Consider the following 14,618-nt stretch of genomic DNA (forward strand, 5'->3'; position numbering starts at 1 on the left):
GCCACGCCATGGCGCGGCATGCGGCCGGGTTCCCCCGGTCCTAGAATTCCGGATCCCAGTCGACCGTCAGACGGCCGGCCTCGAGATCCACCTCGAGGATCACCTCGTCGGGCAGAAACGGCAGCAGACGTTCCTCGGCATCGCGACTGTCCGCGTCACCCCGCACCACGAGCACATCGTTGGCGCCGGTTTCGAACAGGTAGTCGACGAAGCCCAGGTCGACGCCCTCGCGCGTCACGACCCGCAGGCCCTCGAGCTGGTGCCAGTAGTAATCCCCGGGATCGAGCGTCGGCAGCTGCTGCTTGGCCAGACGAATCTCGGCACCGGCCAGCTGCTCGGCCCGCTCGCGGGTATCCACACCCTCCAGATCGGCCACCAGGCCCTTGCCATGGCGGCGCCCCCCGGCCACGCGGTAGACATGCTGCGTGCCGCGCTGCACGAGGATCCACTCCGGATAGTCGAGGATGCCCTCCATCGGGTCGGTGTACGAATACACCTTGAGCCAGCCCTTGACACCATAGGGGCTGGTCAGCTTGCCCAGCACGACGTAATCGTCCGCTGCCGCCTCGGGCGCTGCGTCAATCGGCATGCCGGGAGCCATCTCAGGCCTGGGCCTGAGCCTGCTGCTTGCGTGCTTCCTTGACCAGCTCGGCGACGCGCTCGGTCACCTGGGCGCCCAGGCCTTCCCAGTGGCTGACGCGGTCCAGGTCGAGACGCAGACGCTCTTCCTGACCCCGGGCGACCGGGTTGAAGAAGCCGACGCGCTCGATGAAACGGCCATCGCGAGACTTGCGGGAATCGCTGACGGTCACGTGATAGAAGGGACGCTTCTTGGCGCCACCCCGTGCCAAACGAATGGTAACCATTGCGTTATGAGTCCTTCGGTTGAATTTAGACATTACGCCGCCGCACCAACGGCGACGGCATCTCGTGCCACGCGCCTACGCGCAGCCTGCCACGAAGACGCAGCATTTTACGGAAACCAGCCCGGCTTGGGAACCTTTTTCCTTGACAACGCAGCCGGCGCGCCCCGTTCAGCGCTTCGGGAATCCGCCGCCGAAGCCGCCCGGGCCGCCCATGCCACCGGGGCCACCCATGCCGCCTCCAGGGCCGCCCATACCCGGCATGCCGCCCATGCCGCGCATCATCTTCTGCATGCCGCCCTTCTTGCCGGCCTTCTTCATCATCTTCTGCATCTGCTTGTGCTGCTTGAGCAGACGGTTGAGGTCGGGCACCTGCAGGCCCGCGCCCATGGCGATGCGCCGCTTGCGGGACCCGTTGATGATCTCCGGCTTGTGGCGCTCCCTGGGCGTCATCGAGTTGATCAACGCCTCGAGCTTGCCCAGCTCCTTCTCGACACCGGGGCCCTGGGCCATCTCGGCCATCTGCCCCATGCCCGGCAGCTTGCTCATCAGGCCGCCCATGCCGCCCATCTTCTTGAGCTGCTGGAGCTGATCGCGGAAGTCCTCCAGATCGAAGCCGTCGCCCTTCTTGACCTTCTTGGCCAGCTTCTCGGCCTTGCCCTTGTCCACCGTGCGCTCGGCTTCCTCGATCAGCGACAGCATGTCGCCCATGCCGAGGATGCGCGAGGCCACGCGATCCGGGTGGAAGGGCTCGAGGGCATCGACCTTCTCGCCCATGCCCATGAACTTGATCGGCTTGCCGGTGATGTGGCGCACCGACAGCGCGGCCCCGCCGCGGGCGTCACCGTCGGCCTTGGTGAGGATCACCCCGGTCAGCGGCAGGGCCTCGTGGAAGGCCTTCGCGGTATTGGCGGCATCCTGGCCGGTCATGGCATCGACGACGAACAGGGTCTCCTGCGGCGCGATGGCCTTATTCAGCGCCTGGATCTCGTCCATCATGTCGCTGTCGACGTGCAGGCGCCCCGCGGTATCGACGATCACCACGTCATGGAACTGGATACGGGCGTGCTTGAGCGCCGCCTCGGCAATGGCCACCGGCTGCTGGTCGCTGCGCGACGGGAAGAAGTCGACCTCGACCTCCCTGGCCAGCGTCTCGAGCTGGTCGATGGCCGCCGGGCGATAGACGTCGGCGGAGACCACCAGCACCTTCTTCTTTTCGCGCTCGCGCAGGTACTTGGCCAGCTTGGCCACCGAGGTGGTCTTGCCCGCCCCCTGCAGGCCGGCCATCAGGATCACCGACGGCTGCTGCTTGAGCTCGAGCGGGACGTTGCCCTCGCCCATGATCGCCTCGAGCTCCTGCTGGACGATCTTGACGAACTGCTGGCCCGGCGACAGGCTGCGCGAGACCTCCTGGCCGACCGCGCGCTCGCGCACGCGCTCGACGAAGGCCTTGACCACGGGCAGGGCGACGTCGGCCTCGAGCAGCGCCCGGCGGACCTCGCGCAGCGTATCCTTGATGTTGTCCTCGGTCAGGCGCGCCTGACCGGTGATCGACTTGAGCGTCTTCGACAGACGTTGCGAGAGACTTTCGAACATGTGACTCTCCGGCAGTGGGTGCACGAGGCCCCGGGGCGGGCCGTGATGGCCGGCCCGGCGGGTGCCGACGCGTTGGCCGACGATTATACGCGTTACGCCGCGCCGTCTCCATGCTTGCCCCGCGCCGCGATCAGGCTGGGCGGCGCCGGGCGATTCCGATATAGTGACCCGCGAATGATTCTCTCTCGTTGAGCCACTCCACGGGTCGATTAGGTCCTCATGCAGGTGCTTCCGTTCGCGTTTCTGGCCATCGCCTTCTATCTCGGCGCCGGTTCCTGGCAGAGCCTCGTGCTGCTGCGCCGCGTCCCCGCCCGTCCGGTCCTGGTCCGCGGCCTCGGCCTGCTGGCCGTGGCCTGTCATACCGTGGTGGTGGCCTCCGCCCTGCGCGAGCTGGGCGAGGTCAGCCTGGGCATCTCGGCCAGCGCCTCGCTGATCAGCTGGCTGGTGGCCATCCTGCTGGTGCTGACGAGCTTCATCAAGCCGGTGCTCAGCGCCGCCGCCGGGCTGTTTCCGCTCGCCGCGCTGACCATCGTGCTGGCCACCGAGCTGCCGGTGGGCAGCCACCCCGCCGGCCTGACGCCGGGCATCATGGTCCACGTGCTGACCTCGATCCTGGCCTTCGCGCTGTTCGCCATCGCCGCCGTGCAGGCCATGCTGCTGGCCCGCCAGAACCAGGCCCTGCGCCGCCATCATACCCGCGGCCTGGTGCAGTCGCTGCCGCCGCTGACCGCCATGGAGCGCCTGCTGTTCGAGCTGATCTGGGCCGGCATGATCCTGCTCACCGTCTCGCTGATCAGCGGCATGCTGTTCATCGACAACATGTTCGCCCAGCACCTGGTGCACAAGACCGTGCTGTCGCTGGCCGCCTGGGTGATCTTCGCCGCCCTGCTCGCCGGGCGCCATTTCTTCGGCTGGCGCGGCGCCCGGGCGGCCCGCTGGACGCTCGGCGGCTGCCTGCTGCTGCTGCTCGCCTACTTCGGCAGCAAGTTCGCCATCGAGGTGGTGTTCCACGACGTCTAGCCGCGTCGCGCCTTGACACCGCGCGCTCCCATTCCCTACAAACGAGCCTGGTACGCGACTGAGGATCCTCCGACCTTGAGCGACGACATCCCGTTGGGACTGCTGTTCGGCCTGCTTGCCCTGCTGATACTCCTGTCTGCCTACTTCTCGAGTTCCGAGACCGGCATGATGTCGATCAACCGCTACCGCCTGAGCCATCAGGCGAGAAGCGGCGAACGTCGCGCCCAGCGCGTGCTGCGCCTGCTCTCCCGCCCCGACCGGCTGATCGGCGTGATCCTGATCGGCAACAACTTCGTCAACAACCTGGCCGCCTCGATCGCCACCATCATCGCCATCCACTACTTCGGCGAGGTCTCCGGCCCGGCCATCTCCACCCTGGCGCTGACCATCGTGGTGCTGATCTTCGCCGAGGTCACGCCCAAGACCTACGCCGCCATCAAGCCCGAGCGCATCGCCTATCCGTCGTCGCTGGCACTGGAGCCGCTGCTCAAGCTGCTCTACCCGCTGGTGTGGCTGGTCAACGCCATCTCCAACGGCCTGCTGCGCCTGATGGGGGTGAAGAACATCGAGGGCGGCGCCGACAGCCTGTCCCGCGACGAGCTGCGCACCGTGGTCCACGAGGCCGGCACCATGATCCCGCGCCGCCACCAGTCGATGCTGCTGTCGATCCTCGATCTCGAGAACGTCACGGTCAACGACATCATGGTGCCGCGCCACGAGATCGCCGGCATCGACCTCGACGACGACCTCGACAGCATCCTCGCCCAGATTCGCGCCAGCCAGCACACCCGCGTGCCGGTCTACAAGGGCGACATCAACAACGTCATCGGCATCCTGCACCTGCGCAACGCCGCTCGCTTCCTCTCCAGACCCGAGGTCACCAAGGCCTCGATCGTGCAGGAAGCCCGCGAGCCCTACTTCATCCCCGAGTCGACCCCGCTGCACACCCAGCTGCTCAACTTCCAGCAGCAGAAGCGCCGCATCGGCATCGTGGTCGACGAGTACGGGGACGTGGAAGGTCTGGTGACGCTGGAGGACATCCTCGAGGAGATCGTCGGCGAGTTCACCACCGACGTGGCCGGCATGCATCAGGAGATCCACCTGCAGGACGACGGCAGCTACGTGATCGAGGGCACCGCGAACATCCGCGAGATCAACAAGACTCTGGGCTGGCAGCTGCCCACCGACGGCCCCAAGACCCTCAACGGCCTGATCATCGAACACCTCGAGTCCTTCCCCGACGCTCCGGCCTGCCTGCAGCTCGGCCAGACGCGCATGGAAATCCTGCAGGTCAAGGACAACCTGATCACCGCGGCGCGCTGCTGGCAGCCTGCGGTTCGCCGCCCGCGCAACGCCTGAGCGGGCTCAGTTCGCCAGAAGCGCGTCGGCCTCGCGCTTGAGCGCGCGCACCCGGGTCTCCAGCGTCTCGCGATCGGCCGCCTCGGGCGCCACCGGCTCGCCGAAGATCAGCGCCACCCGCGCCCGGAAGCGGCGCGGGCGGGTGGAAAAGGCGCGTCCGTGGCGATGCGAGGTCCACGAGCCCCACAGCCCGGCCAGCGCCGCCGGCACCACCGGCACGGCATCACGCGCCAGAATCATGTCCACGCCACGCCGGAAGCGATGAATCTCGCCGTCGGTGGTCAGGCGCCCTTCCGGGAATACCATCACCACCTCGCCGGCACGCAGCGCCCGGCTCACTTCCGCCATGGCCCGGCGCACGCCGCCCGGGTCACGGCGCTCGGAATCCACCGGGATCGCCCCGGCCAGACGGAAGAACCAGTTCAGCCAGGGGGACTCATAAATCGGCCGGTCCATCAAAAAGCGCAGCGGCCGCGGGCAGGCACCGCCGATGATCAGCGCATCCATGAAGCTGACGTGATTGCAGACCACCAGCGCCGGCCCTTCGGCGGGCACCCGGCTGCGGCCCCGGAAGCGCAGGCGATAGACCAGATGCATCAGGGTGAAGATCGCCAGGCGCAGTACCGCTCGCGGATTGATGATCATCACGCCCAGACAGATGGCCAGCGCCACGCCCGCCAGCGCGGCAAAGAAGACGGCCAGGGGCAGGTCGAGCAGCGTCAGCAGCACAATGCCGAACAGCGCGGCCAGGATCATGAACAAGGCATTGAGCAGGTTGTTGGCGGCGATCATTCGCGCTCGGTGGCCGTCGCTGCTGGCCACCTGTACCAGCGTGTAGAGCGGCACGATATACAGCCCCCCGCCCACGCCGACCAGAGTCAGGTCGAGACTCATGCGCCAGAATGCGGGCATGAGCAGCAGCTCGGACAGTACCGTCTCGCTCCCCGCCAGAGCGGGGCGAATCGCAAAATCGAAGCCGCCCAGCGCGATCAACAGCGCGCCCAGCGGCACCAGCCCCAGCTCGAGTCGCCCGGCGGAAAGCCGCGCACAGAGCAACGCCCCGCCGCCGACGCCCAGCGCGAAGGCACCCAGCAGCCAGCTCACCGCGGTTTCCTGGCCGTGTACCATGTCGCGCACCCAGGCGGGCAACTGGGTCAGGTAGCAGGCCCCCAGAAACCAGAACAGGCTGATTCCCAGCAACCCCCGGAAGACACGCCGGTGGCGCCAGCTGTCGCGCAGCACGGCGATGCTGCCCGCCAGCGGCTGCCAGCTGACGCGACCCGGGTCGCTGGACGGTGCCGCCGGCACCGCCAGGCTGGCCAGATACCCCATGACCGCCACGCCGATCAGTGCGGCAGCAATGGCTCCGCGTGCCAGCGCCCCTTCCAGCGACGCCAGCACGCCGGCCAGCAGCGTGCCCAGCAGGATCGACACGAAGGTGCCCAGATTGACCCAGGCATTGCCCTTGACCAGCTGGGTGCGCGGCAGATGCTGCGGCAGGATGGCGTACTTGACCGGTCCGAAGAGCGCCGACTGGGTGCCCATCAGAAACAGCAGCGCCAGCAGCAGCAGGAACTGCTCGAACCATACCGCCGCCGCCGCCAGGGTCATGGTCGCCAGTTCGAGGAGCTTGAGCCGACGCACCAGCACCTGCTTGTCGAGGCGGTCGGCCAGCGTCCCGCCCCAGGCGGAGAACAGCAGGAACGGCAGGATGAACAGCCCCGCCGCCAGATTGTTGAGCAGCCCCGTGTCCCAGCCGAAACGCGGCACGGCGACGAAGGTCAGCAGCAACAGCAGGACGTTCTTGAAAACATTGTCGTTGAAGGCCCCCAGTGCCTGGGTCCAGAAGAAGGGGGCAAACTCGCGACGCAGCAGCAGCGGACGACTCATGCCATTCCCGGTGACGCCCTGAGACCGGCCAGAATGGTGGAGAGCAGCTGGTCGAGCAGTTCGCTCACCTCGAGCGGCTGCCCCTGCCAGTAGCCCAGGCGCTCGTTCAGCCCCAACTGCACCAGGCCATGCACGCTGCCCCACAGCGTCCGCGCCATGCGGCGGGCGTCGAGGTCACCGAGCGCCGGCTGGTACTCCTTGAGGGTCGCCTCGACCCGAGTGAAGAGCCCCTCGATCATGCTGTGCTGACGCTGGTCGAGCTCGCCCTCCTGGGCCAACGGATAGTCGAAGAGCAGCTGCCAGCGGTAGGGCTCCTGCTGCGCAAACTGCCAGTAGGCCAGGGCCAGCGACTTCAGCCGCGGTTCGGGCGGCGCGTCGTGCAGCCCCTCGACGGCGCCGCCCAGATGCTCCAGGGTCTGGATGTTGACGTGCTGCAACAGATTGTTGAAGCTGCCATAGAGTTTCAGCAGGGTACTGGGCGCACAACCGATCTCGCGCGCCAGCGCACGCAGGGACAGCGTGTGCACGGGGTTTTCCCGCAGCCAGGCATCGCATGCCGCCATTACCTGGGCATGCAACGCCTCGGGCGCGTGCTGTCTGGGACGTGCCATGAAATCGCCTCGTCAATCGCCCGTCCATGGGGGACGGCGTGGTCGAACAGTGTTTTCACCCCAGCATATCGACACCGCGCGCAAACGCAAGCCCGCCGGGGCCCCTTGTGCTACACGGTTTCCCGTGGCGACTGATACCATGCCGCCTGCGACACGACCGGCAACGGTCGCGCCGCTTCGCTTGCCTATCGAGTTCGGGAGGCCCGATGGCCGGACGCCTGCACATTGCCGACCTGGCACTCAACACCCTGGTGCCGTCGCTGCAGCGTGACCAGCCGCTGCGCACCAGCCCCAACCGGGCCCCGCGCCATCCGTTGTCGGCGATCCGGCGGGAAAACGGCACGCCCCGTCTCGTCACCCTGTTCTGGGGGCTGACGCCGCCCTGGCTCAAGGTGCTCGACCATGCGCCGCACTGCGCCCGGGCCGAGTCGCTGGACGAACGCCCGATGTTCCGCGACGCCTTCGCCGCCCGACGTTGCGTGGTACCGGTCAGCGGCATCTACGCCTGGCGACCCCAGCCACGCATGAAGCAGCCCTACCTGATCACCCGCGCCGATCGCGGCCCGCTGTTGCTGGCCGCCCTGTGGTGTCGCTACCACACCACCCTGACCACCTGGACCGACTCCACGGCGCTGATCACGGTGGCCACCAGCCCGCTGCTGAGCCCGCTGACCGACCGCCTGCCGGCGCTCATCGCCGCCGAGGACCTCGCCACCTGGCTCGACCCGGACACTCCGCTGACCACGGCCCGGGGCCTGCTGAAACCGGCCCCCGTGGAACTGTTGGGCGCATTTCCGGTATCAAGACAGGTAAACGATCCTTCGAATCAGGACTGGGCCTGCGGACGCCCCACCGGCCGGATGCTCCGCTGGGACCCCGAACAGGAGAGATGATGCCTGCACTGCGATCCCCCCTCGGCGCCTGGGCGCTGGTCATCGTCACCGCGCTCGGCAGCCCTGCGGTGGCCACGGCGGCCGATGCACCGAGCACCGCGTCGCCCCTGCCGACCTCCGGCGGCGTTATCGTCAGCCCCAACGACAACCGCGACTATCGAAGCCTGACCCTCGACAACGGCCTCGAGGTCCTGCTGATCCATGATGCCGATGCCGACAAGGCGGCCGCAGCGATGAACGTGGCGGTGGGCAGCGACCAGAACCCGGATGCCGTGCCCGGGCTGGCCCACTTCCTCGAGCACATGCTGTTCCTGGGTACCGACAAGTACCCCGAGGCCGACAGCTACCAGCAATTCATCAGCCAGCACGGCGGCGACCACAACGCCTTCACCGCCGACCGCGACACCAACTACTTCTTCGATGTCGAGCCGCAGGCCCTCGAAGGCGCACTCGACCGCTTCAGCCAGTTCTTCGTCGCACCGCGCTTCAACGCCGAGTACGTCGACCGTGAGCGCCATGCCGTGCACTCCGAATATCAGGCGCGTCTGCGCGACGATGCCCGGCGGGTCAACGAGGCCATGGATCGGGCACTCAATCCCGATCATCCCGCCACGCGCTTCTCGGTGGGCAGCCTCGAGACGCTGAAGGACGGCAAGCAGCCGCTGCGCCAGTCGCTGATCGACTTCTACAAGGCCCATTACGGGGCGCACGTCATGGACCTGGTGGTCATCGGCCCGCAGCCGCTGGACCAACTGGGCACCTGGGTCCGCCAGGACTTCGCGGCGGTTCCCGACCGCGGCCTGTCGCGCCCGACGATCCCCGAGGCCCTGGTGACCCCGGACCAGCTGCCAGCCCGACTGCAGGTCCAGAGCCTCAAGCAGCATCGCCAGGTGCGCTTCGCCTTCCCGATCCCCGACCCGCAGCAGGATTATCGCCACAAGCCGGTGGACTACCTGGCCAACCTGCTCGGCCATGAAGGCGAGGGCAGCCTGCTGGCGGCCCTGCGCCATGCCGGCTGGGCCGACGGACTGTCCGCGGGCAGCGCCCGCGGCGACGGCGACGATGCCCTGTTCATGGTCAATGTGGATCTGACCCCCGAAGGCGCCCGCCACCTCGACCGCATCCAGGCCAGCCTGTTCGCGATGATCCAGCGTATCCGCGATAACGGCATCAACGCCTGGCGCTATCGCGAGCAGGCCGAGCTCGCCGAGCAGGACTTCCGCTTCCAGCAGCGGGGCGAGCCGATCCACACGGCCAGCAGCCTGGCCATGAACCTGGGCTACTATCCCTTGAAGGATGCCCAGTACGGACCCTATCGGATGGACGGCTTCGAGCCCGGCAAGCTGCGTGACCTGCTCGGCCGGCTGACGCCGCAGCACCTGTTGCGCGTCTACAGCGGTCCGGATGTCGAGGGTGACAAGACCACCCGCTGGTTCGATGCCCCCTACCGCCTCGCCCGGGTCGATCACTGGCCCGAGGCCACGCCGCTCGACGGCCTGGCCCTGCCCGGCCACAACCCCTATATCGCCGATGACCTCGAGGTGAAACCGCTCGAGGCCCAGCCGCCCAAGGCGCTCGTCGACACCGCCGAGCACACCCTCTGGTACCGGCCTGACAGCCACTTCGGCACGCCGCGGGTGGAGTGGCGCTTCAGCCTGCAGACCCCGGACGCCGCCGACTCGCCGCGCGATGCGGTGCTCGCTCGCCTGCTCGCCGGCTGGCTGGGCGACAGCCTCAACGAGGCGCTGTATCCGGCACGCCTGGCCGGCCAGTCGTTTTCCGCCTACGCCCACGGCCGCGGCATCACCCTGGCCTTCTCCGGCTGGCGCGATCATCAGGACGTGCTGGTGAAACGGGTTCTCGACCAGCTGAAGACGGCCGCCATCGACGCGGACAGCGTCGCGCGGGTCAAGCTGCAGCTGAAGCAGCAGTGGCAGAACGCCCCGGACTCCCCCCTCTACCAGCAGATGCAGCGCACCCTGGGCGATGCCCTGATCCGGCCGAGCTGGTCCCCCGAGACCCTGCTCGCCGCCCTCGACGAAACGTCGCCGGACGCCCTGCGCGCGTATCGCCGCCGGTTCCTGGCCGAGTTGCATCTGGAAAGCATGGCCGTGGGCAATCTGAGTGCTGACCAGGCTCGGCAGGTCGACGCGCAGGTCCAGCGAGCCCTCTCGCCGACCCTCGACGAGACCGGCGTGCCCGCTCTGACGCCGCTGGCCGTGCCCACTACACCGCCCGTGCTGCACCCGGCCTCGACGCGCAACGACAGCGCCGTGCTGCGCTACCTGCAGGGGCCGGACAGCAGCCTTGCCAGCCAGGCCCGCCTGGCGGTGCTCGGCCAGCTGATTCAGGCGCCCTTCTACAGCCAGCTGCGCACGCAGGAACAGCTCGGCTACATCGTCAACGCCGGCTACCAGCCACTGCTCGACGCGCCGGGCCTGGGGCTGCTGGTGCAATCACCGAGTACCGACGTGGCGACGATCCGCTCGCGCATGGATGCCTTCCTGGCCGACTTCGACAAGCGCATCGCCAGCCTCGACGAGGCGAGCCTGGCGCCCTACCGCAAGGCGGTGCACGACCGCCTGCTGGAGCGCCCCTCGTCGCTGTCCGAACTGACCGGGCGGCTGTGGCAGGAAACCGTCCACCCGACGCCCGACTTCCAGCGCCGCCGGCACCTGGCCGAGACGGTCACCGCGCTGACGCCGGAGGACGTTCGCGGCGCCTGGCAGGCCCTGCGCGACAGCACGCCGCTGAGCATCCGTTTCGCCCCCGGCGACACCGCCAGTGACGTCGGCGAACTGACCGACGGCTTCACGCCGTTGCCGGAAACTCGCTGAAAGCAGCCCGCCCGCCTCGTGGCGGGCGGGCTGGCGATTACCCGAAGGCCTGGGGCGGGACGATCGCCTCGACGTGCATCACCAGCTCCTCGAGAATCTGCCGCTCGCGATCACCGAGCGGCTGCTGGTTGAGCCGCTCGATCTCGCGGGCGAAGCCCTTGAGGGTCAGGATGCCGAGGCTGGCATCGTTCATGCGCGCCCAGCGGTAGGCCTCCCACTGCGCCTGTTCCTCGGCACTCAGGGTGTCCGGGTAGCTGCGCGCGCGCAGGCGAAAGAGCATCTCCTCGAGCCGCGGATCCTGAAAGGCGAAGACGGTGTCGCCCAGCGACTCCGGTGGCGTCTCGTGGACCCGCTGCATCTGCTGGCGGTCGGCCGGCGAGAAGAAACCGCCCGAGTAGAGCATCAGATCCGGGTCCCGGGGTACGTCGGCGGGCGGCTCGGCGAATACCTCGGCCGCCTTGCGCGCCGCATCGGGCCGGCCACTCAGCGCCTTCCAGTGGCGGCGGCAGGCGGCGATGTCCAGCCCCAGGCGCTCGACGATATCGCCGTACTCACCGCGCCGCGGCCCGTCGACGTCCTTGAGGAAGGTCGCCGGCATGACCACCGGACTGCGGTTGATGTGAATGACCTTGAGCGGGATGCGCGATTCGCCCTCGCTGAGCTCGTCGGCGCTGGCAAAGACTCGCTCGCGGATCGCCGCGGCATCGAGCTCGAACAGCGGCGCCGGGTCGACGCCGAGGTCGTAGACGATCACGCCGTTGGGGTTCGAGGGATGCTCGGCCAGCGGCATCACCAGCGCGCTGCACGCGCGGCTGGCCGGATAGCGGCGCGAGATGTGCAGCATCGGCTTGCCTGACGGCACGTCCAGCTGGCGGGCCACGGTGCGCTTGTCGCGCAGCGTCAGCAGGTAGTCGAAGAGCTTGGCGTTGCAGCGTTTGAGCAGGCGCGCCAGGTCGATGGTCGCACGCACATCGGCCAGCGCATCGTGGGCGCCGGCATGGGCGATGCCGTTGGCGGCGGTGAGATCCTCGAGGCGAAAGCTCGGCGAGCCGTCCTCGCGCCGGGGCCACGCGATCCCGTCGGGGCGCAGCGCATGGAAGGCACGCACCACGTCGATCAGGTCCCAGCGCGAATTGCCGTTCTGCCATTCGCGGGCATAGGGATCGAGCAGGTTGCGATAGAAGAGATGCCGCGACACCTCGTCGTCGAAGCGCAGGCTGTTGTAGCCCAGCGCACAGGTGCCGGGCTCGCTCATCAGCGCATTGACGCGCTCGGCGAAGGCCATCTCGGGCAGCCCGCGGCGCAGCGCGGCCTGGGGGGTGATGCCGGTGATCAGGCAGGCCTGCGGCGAGGGCAGGTAGTCGTCGGCCGGCCGACAATAGAGCGTCAGCGGCTCGCCGATCTCCCGGAAGTCGCCGTCGGTACGGATTGCCGCGAACTGGGACGGCCGGTCACGCCGGGGGTCGGCGCCGAACGTCTCGTAGTCGTGCCAGAGAAAGGTCTGCTGCGAATCGCCGCGACGGGCCATGCTCGCTCTCCCAACGCCTCAGAGGAAAGCGCCCAGCCTAGCACAGCCCCGGCGACGACTCAGCCGCACCTCAGCGCGGCAGCGTGACGTTGAGCTCGAGCACCGAGCAGTCGTCCTCGCTGTCCAGGCTGATGTTGATGGCTTCCTGGTCGACGTTGACATAACGGCGAATCACTTCCAGCAGCTCCTTCTCGAGCAGCGGCAAATAATCCGGCTGATCACGCTGGCTGCGCTGGTGCGCCACGATGATCTGCAGCCGCTCCTTGGCCACCGACGCCGACTTCTTGCGTTCACGCTTGAGAAACTCGAGTAGCTTCACCGACGACCTCCTCCGAACATGCGCGAGAGCAGCCCCTTCTTCTGGTACTCGTGGAAGCGCAGCGGGACTTCTTCGCCCAGCAGCCGTGCCACGGTATCGACATAGGCCAGCCCCGCATCGCTCTTCTGGTCATGTGTCACCGGAATCCCCTGGTTGGAAGCCCGCAGCACCGCCTCCGACTCGGGGATCAGCCCGATCAGGTGGATGGCCAGGATCTCCTGGATATCCTCGAGGTTGAGCATGTCGCCACCGGTCACCCGCTCCGGGTCGTAGCGGGTGATCAGCAGATGCTCCTTGACCGGCTCGCGGTTCTGCTCGGCGCGGCGGGTCTTCGAGCCCAGCAGGCCGAGGATCCGGTCGGAGTCGCGCACCGAGGAGACCTCGGGGTTGGTGACCACCACCGCCTCGTCGGCATAGTACATGGCCAGCTGGGCGCCGCGCTCGATGCCCGCCGGCGAATCGCAGACCACGTAGTCGAAGTCGGATGACAGCGTGTCGAGCACCTTCTCCACGCCCTCGGCGGTCAGCGCGTCCTTGTCCCGGGTCTGGGAGGCCGGCAGGATGTGCAGGTTCTCGACCCGCTTGTCGCGGATCATCGCCTGGTTGAGTCCGGCCTCGCCCTGAATCACGTTGATCAGGTCGTAGACCACGCGCCGCTCGCAGCCCATGATCAGATCGAGGTTGCGCAGCCCCACGTCGAAGTCGATCACCACGGTCTTCTTTCCACGCAGCGCCAGTCCGGTCGCGATTGCCGCTGCACTGGTCGTCTTTCCGACCCCGCCCTTGCCGGAGGTCACTACAATGATCTTGGCCAAGGTAAGCTTCCTGTTGCTGAAATCGAAGATCGTCCGTTCACGCCGCGGTCATCAGTCCAGCGGCGTGATGCTCAATTGGTCGTTGTCGAGGGTCGCCTGCACGGCCCGTCCCAGCAGCCTGGGGTCGATGTCCTCGAGACGCTTGTAGTTCCCTGCCAGCGACAGCAGTTCCGCCCGCAGTTCCCGGCAGAAGATGCCGGCCTCGCGGTCGCCGTGGATGCCGGCCAGCGCCCGCCCGCGCAGCGCGCCGTAGACATGCACGTTGCCGCCGGCCAGCACCTCGGCCCCGGCATTGACCGCACCGACCACCACCAGATCCCCCTCCGGGGCGCTGACCTGCTGCCCCGAACGCACCGTGCCGCGATGAATGCGGCTGCCGACCCCGCCCTGCACGACCGGCGCCGCGGCTTCCGGAGGCGCGGTGTCCTCGGCGGACGGCTCGCCGGCCCCGGGCAGCACGCTCTCGAGGGTGCGCGGGCGCACCTCCTGGGGCGGAAACCAGCCCAGCCCCAGCGCCCAGGCCGACTGCTTGACGGGATCGCCCCCGCCGCGCACGGCCACCGGCAGCAGCTTGTGGGCTCGGCACACGGCACAGATCCGCTCCAGCGCCAGGTGCGGCTCCTCGAGCTTTTCGACACTCAGCATCACTGGCGTATGCTGAAAGAAGGCCGGCGCCTGATTGAGCTTGCCGACCAGCTGCTCGCGTATCTGTTCGGGGTCTGCACTGGTCAGCTCCATGACCGTCATGGGCAGCATCCCCCCCTTGAAGGCGAAGGCACTGCCGGCCCTGTCCATGTTGAGGCTCATTGCCGGTCTCCACAGTCGGATGGTGACATTTAAAGCTAAGCGAGGGGTTGCCGGGCTGCAACCGATCATACGCCCTGTGG

At 67.9% G+C, this 14,618-nt stretch carries 13 protein-coding genes; 4 read left to right on the plus strand and 9 right to left on the minus strand.

Going from position 1 to position 14,618, the window contains the following annotated elements:
• Positions 1 to 40 precede the first annotated feature (40 nt).
• The 3 genes from rimM to ffh form a co-directional block, all read right to left on the minus strand.
• Positions 41 to 589 carry a ribosome maturation factor RimM gene (gene rimM, locus ACTCB7_RS00650; RefSeq protein ID WP_463005205.1) on the minus strand — a complete coding sequence of 183 codons (549 nt, stop codon included), beginning with the start codon at positions 587 to 589 and terminating at the stop codon, positions 41 to 43.
• A gap of 13 nt (positions 590 to 602) precedes the next feature.
• On the minus strand, positions 603 to 866 hold the full coding sequence (gene rpsP, locus ACTCB7_RS00655; RefSeq protein ID WP_163648295.1) for a 30S ribosomal protein S16: 264 nt from the start codon (positions 864 to 866) through the stop codon (positions 603 to 605).
• 168 nt (positions 867 to 1,034) lie between these two features.
• Positions 1,035 to 2,459 carry a signal recognition particle protein gene (gene ffh, locus ACTCB7_RS00660; protein ID WP_463005206.1) on the minus strand — a complete coding sequence of 475 codons (1,425 nt, stop codon included), beginning with the start codon at positions 2,457 to 2,459 and terminating at the stop codon, positions 1,035 to 1,037.
• 219 nt (positions 2,460 to 2,678) lie between these two features.
• On the opposite strand from ffh, the gene ACTCB7_RS00665 reads away from it, so the two are divergent.
• Both ACTCB7_RS00665 and ACTCB7_RS00670 read left to right on the plus strand, forming a co-directional pair.
• Positions 2,679 to 3,479, plus strand: a complete 801-nt coding sequence (locus ACTCB7_RS00665; RefSeq protein ID WP_163648293.1) for a cytochrome C assembly family protein — start codon at positions 2,679 to 2,681, stop codon at positions 3,477 to 3,479.
• 75 nt (positions 3,480 to 3,554) lie between these two features.
• Positions 3,555 to 4,838, plus strand: a complete 1,284-nt coding sequence (locus tag ACTCB7_RS00670) for an HlyC/CorC family transporter (RefSeq protein WP_163648292.1) — start codon at positions 3,555 to 3,557, stop codon at positions 4,836 to 4,838.
• A gap of 6 nt (positions 4,839 to 4,844) precedes the next feature.
• Here the strand turns inward: ACTCB7_RS00670 and ACTCB7_RS00675 are convergent, their stop codons facing one another.
• Together ACTCB7_RS00675 and ACTCB7_RS00680 are read right to left on the minus strand one after the other, a co-directional pair.
• Entirely contained in the window at positions 4,845 to 6,728 is a 1,884-nt protein-coding gene (locus ACTCB7_RS00675; RefSeq protein WP_163648291.1) for an MFS transporter, read from the minus strand.
• The gene (locus ACTCB7_RS00680) at positions 6,725 to 7,339 is read right to left on the minus strand and encodes a TetR/AcrR family transcriptional regulator (protein ID WP_163648290.1); all 615 of its coding nucleotides are present in this window, start codon (positions 7,337 to 7,339) and stop codon (positions 6,725 to 6,727) included. The genes ACTCB7_RS00675 and ACTCB7_RS00680 overlap by 4 nt, the downstream gene beginning before the upstream one ends.
• 206 nt (positions 7,340 to 7,545) lie before the next feature.
• On the opposite strand from ACTCB7_RS00680, the gene ACTCB7_RS00685 reads away from it, so the two are divergent.
• Positions 7,546 to 8,232 (plus strand): SOS response-associated peptidase, encoded by a 687-nt coding sequence (locus tag ACTCB7_RS00685; RefSeq protein WP_163648289.1) that lies wholly within the window; start codon positions 7,546 to 7,548, stop codon positions 8,230 to 8,232.
• Positions 8,232 to 11,069 (plus strand): insulinase family protein, encoded by a 2,838-nt coding sequence (locus ACTCB7_RS00690; protein WP_463005207.1) that lies wholly within the window; start codon positions 8,232 to 8,234, stop codon positions 11,067 to 11,069. The genes ACTCB7_RS00685 and ACTCB7_RS00690 overlap by 1 nt, the downstream gene beginning before the upstream one ends.
• A gap of 37 nt (positions 11,070 to 11,106) precedes the next feature.
• Here the strand turns inward: ACTCB7_RS00690 and sbcB are convergent, their stop codons facing one another.
• The 4 genes from sbcB to minC form a co-directional block, all read right to left on the minus strand.
• Positions 11,107 to 12,597 carry an exodeoxyribonuclease I gene (sbcB, locus tag ACTCB7_RS00695; RefSeq protein ID WP_463005208.1) on the minus strand — a complete coding sequence of 497 codons (1,491 nt, stop codon included), beginning with the start codon at positions 12,595 to 12,597 and terminating at the stop codon, positions 11,107 to 11,109.
• A gap of 70 nt (positions 12,598 to 12,667) precedes the next feature.
• Positions 12,668 to 12,916, minus strand: coding sequence for a cell division topological specificity factor MinE (gene minE / locus ACTCB7_RS00700; protein ID WP_163648286.1), 249 nt, complete (start codon positions 12,914 to 12,916; stop codon positions 12,668 to 12,670).
• The gene (gene minD / locus ACTCB7_RS00705) at positions 12,913 to 13,731 is read right to left on the minus strand and encodes a septum site-determining protein MinD (RefSeq protein WP_163648285.1); all 819 of its coding nucleotides are present in this window, start codon (positions 13,729 to 13,731) and stop codon (positions 12,913 to 12,915) included. Before minD ends, minE begins: the two co-directional genes overlap by 4 nt.
• Before the next feature lie 51 nt (positions 13,732 to 13,782).
• Positions 13,783 to 14,538 carry a septum site-determining protein MinC gene (gene minC, locus ACTCB7_RS00710; protein ID WP_224415773.1) on the minus strand — a complete coding sequence of 252 codons (756 nt, stop codon included), beginning with the start codon at positions 14,536 to 14,538 and terminating at the stop codon, positions 13,783 to 13,785.
• Between the last annotated feature and the right edge of the window lie 80 nt (positions 14,539 to 14,618).

It is taken from the genome of Modicisalibacter sp. (assembly GCF_055145905.1).

Bases quoted from the DNA above. Each gene is read 5' to 3' on its own strand.
- ACTCB7_RS00665 (WP_163648293.1), top strand. From the start codon at position 2,679: ATGCAGGTGCTTCCGTTCGCGTTTCTGGCCATCGCCTTCTATCTCGGC.
- rpsP (WP_163648295.1), bottom strand. From the start codon at position 866: ATGGTTACCATTCGTTTGGCACGGGGTGGCGCCAAGAAGCGTCCCTTC.
- minC (WP_224415773.1), bottom strand. From the start codon at position 14,538: ATGAGCCTCAACATGGACAGGGCCGGCAGTGCCTTCGCCTTCAAGGGG.
- ffh (WP_463005206.1), bottom strand. From the start codon at position 2,459: ATGTTCGAAAGTCTCTCGCAACGTCTGTCGAAGACGCTCAAGTCGATC.
- ACTCB7_RS00680 (WP_163648290.1), bottom strand. From the start codon at position 7,339: ATGGCACGTCCCAGACAGCACGCGCCCGAGGCGTTGCATGCCCAGGTA.
- rimM (WP_463005205.1), bottom strand. From the start codon at position 589: ATGCCGATTGACGCAGCGCCCGAGGCGGCAGCGGACGATTACGTCGTG.
- ACTCB7_RS00675 (WP_163648291.1), bottom strand. From the start codon at position 6,728: ATGAGTCGTCCGCTGCTGCTGCGTCGCGAGTTTGCCCCCTTCTTCTGG.
- sbcB (WP_463005208.1), bottom strand. From the start codon at position 12,597: ATGGCCCGTCGCGGCGATTCGCAGCAGACCTTTCTCTGGCACGACTAC.
- ACTCB7_RS00685 (WP_163648289.1), top strand. From the start codon at position 7,546: ATGGCCGGACGCCTGCACATTGCCGACCTGGCACTCAACACCCTGGTG.
- ACTCB7_RS00690 (WP_463005207.1), top strand. From the start codon at position 8,232: ATGCCTGCACTGCGATCCCCCCTCGGCGCCTGGGCGCTGGTCATCGTC.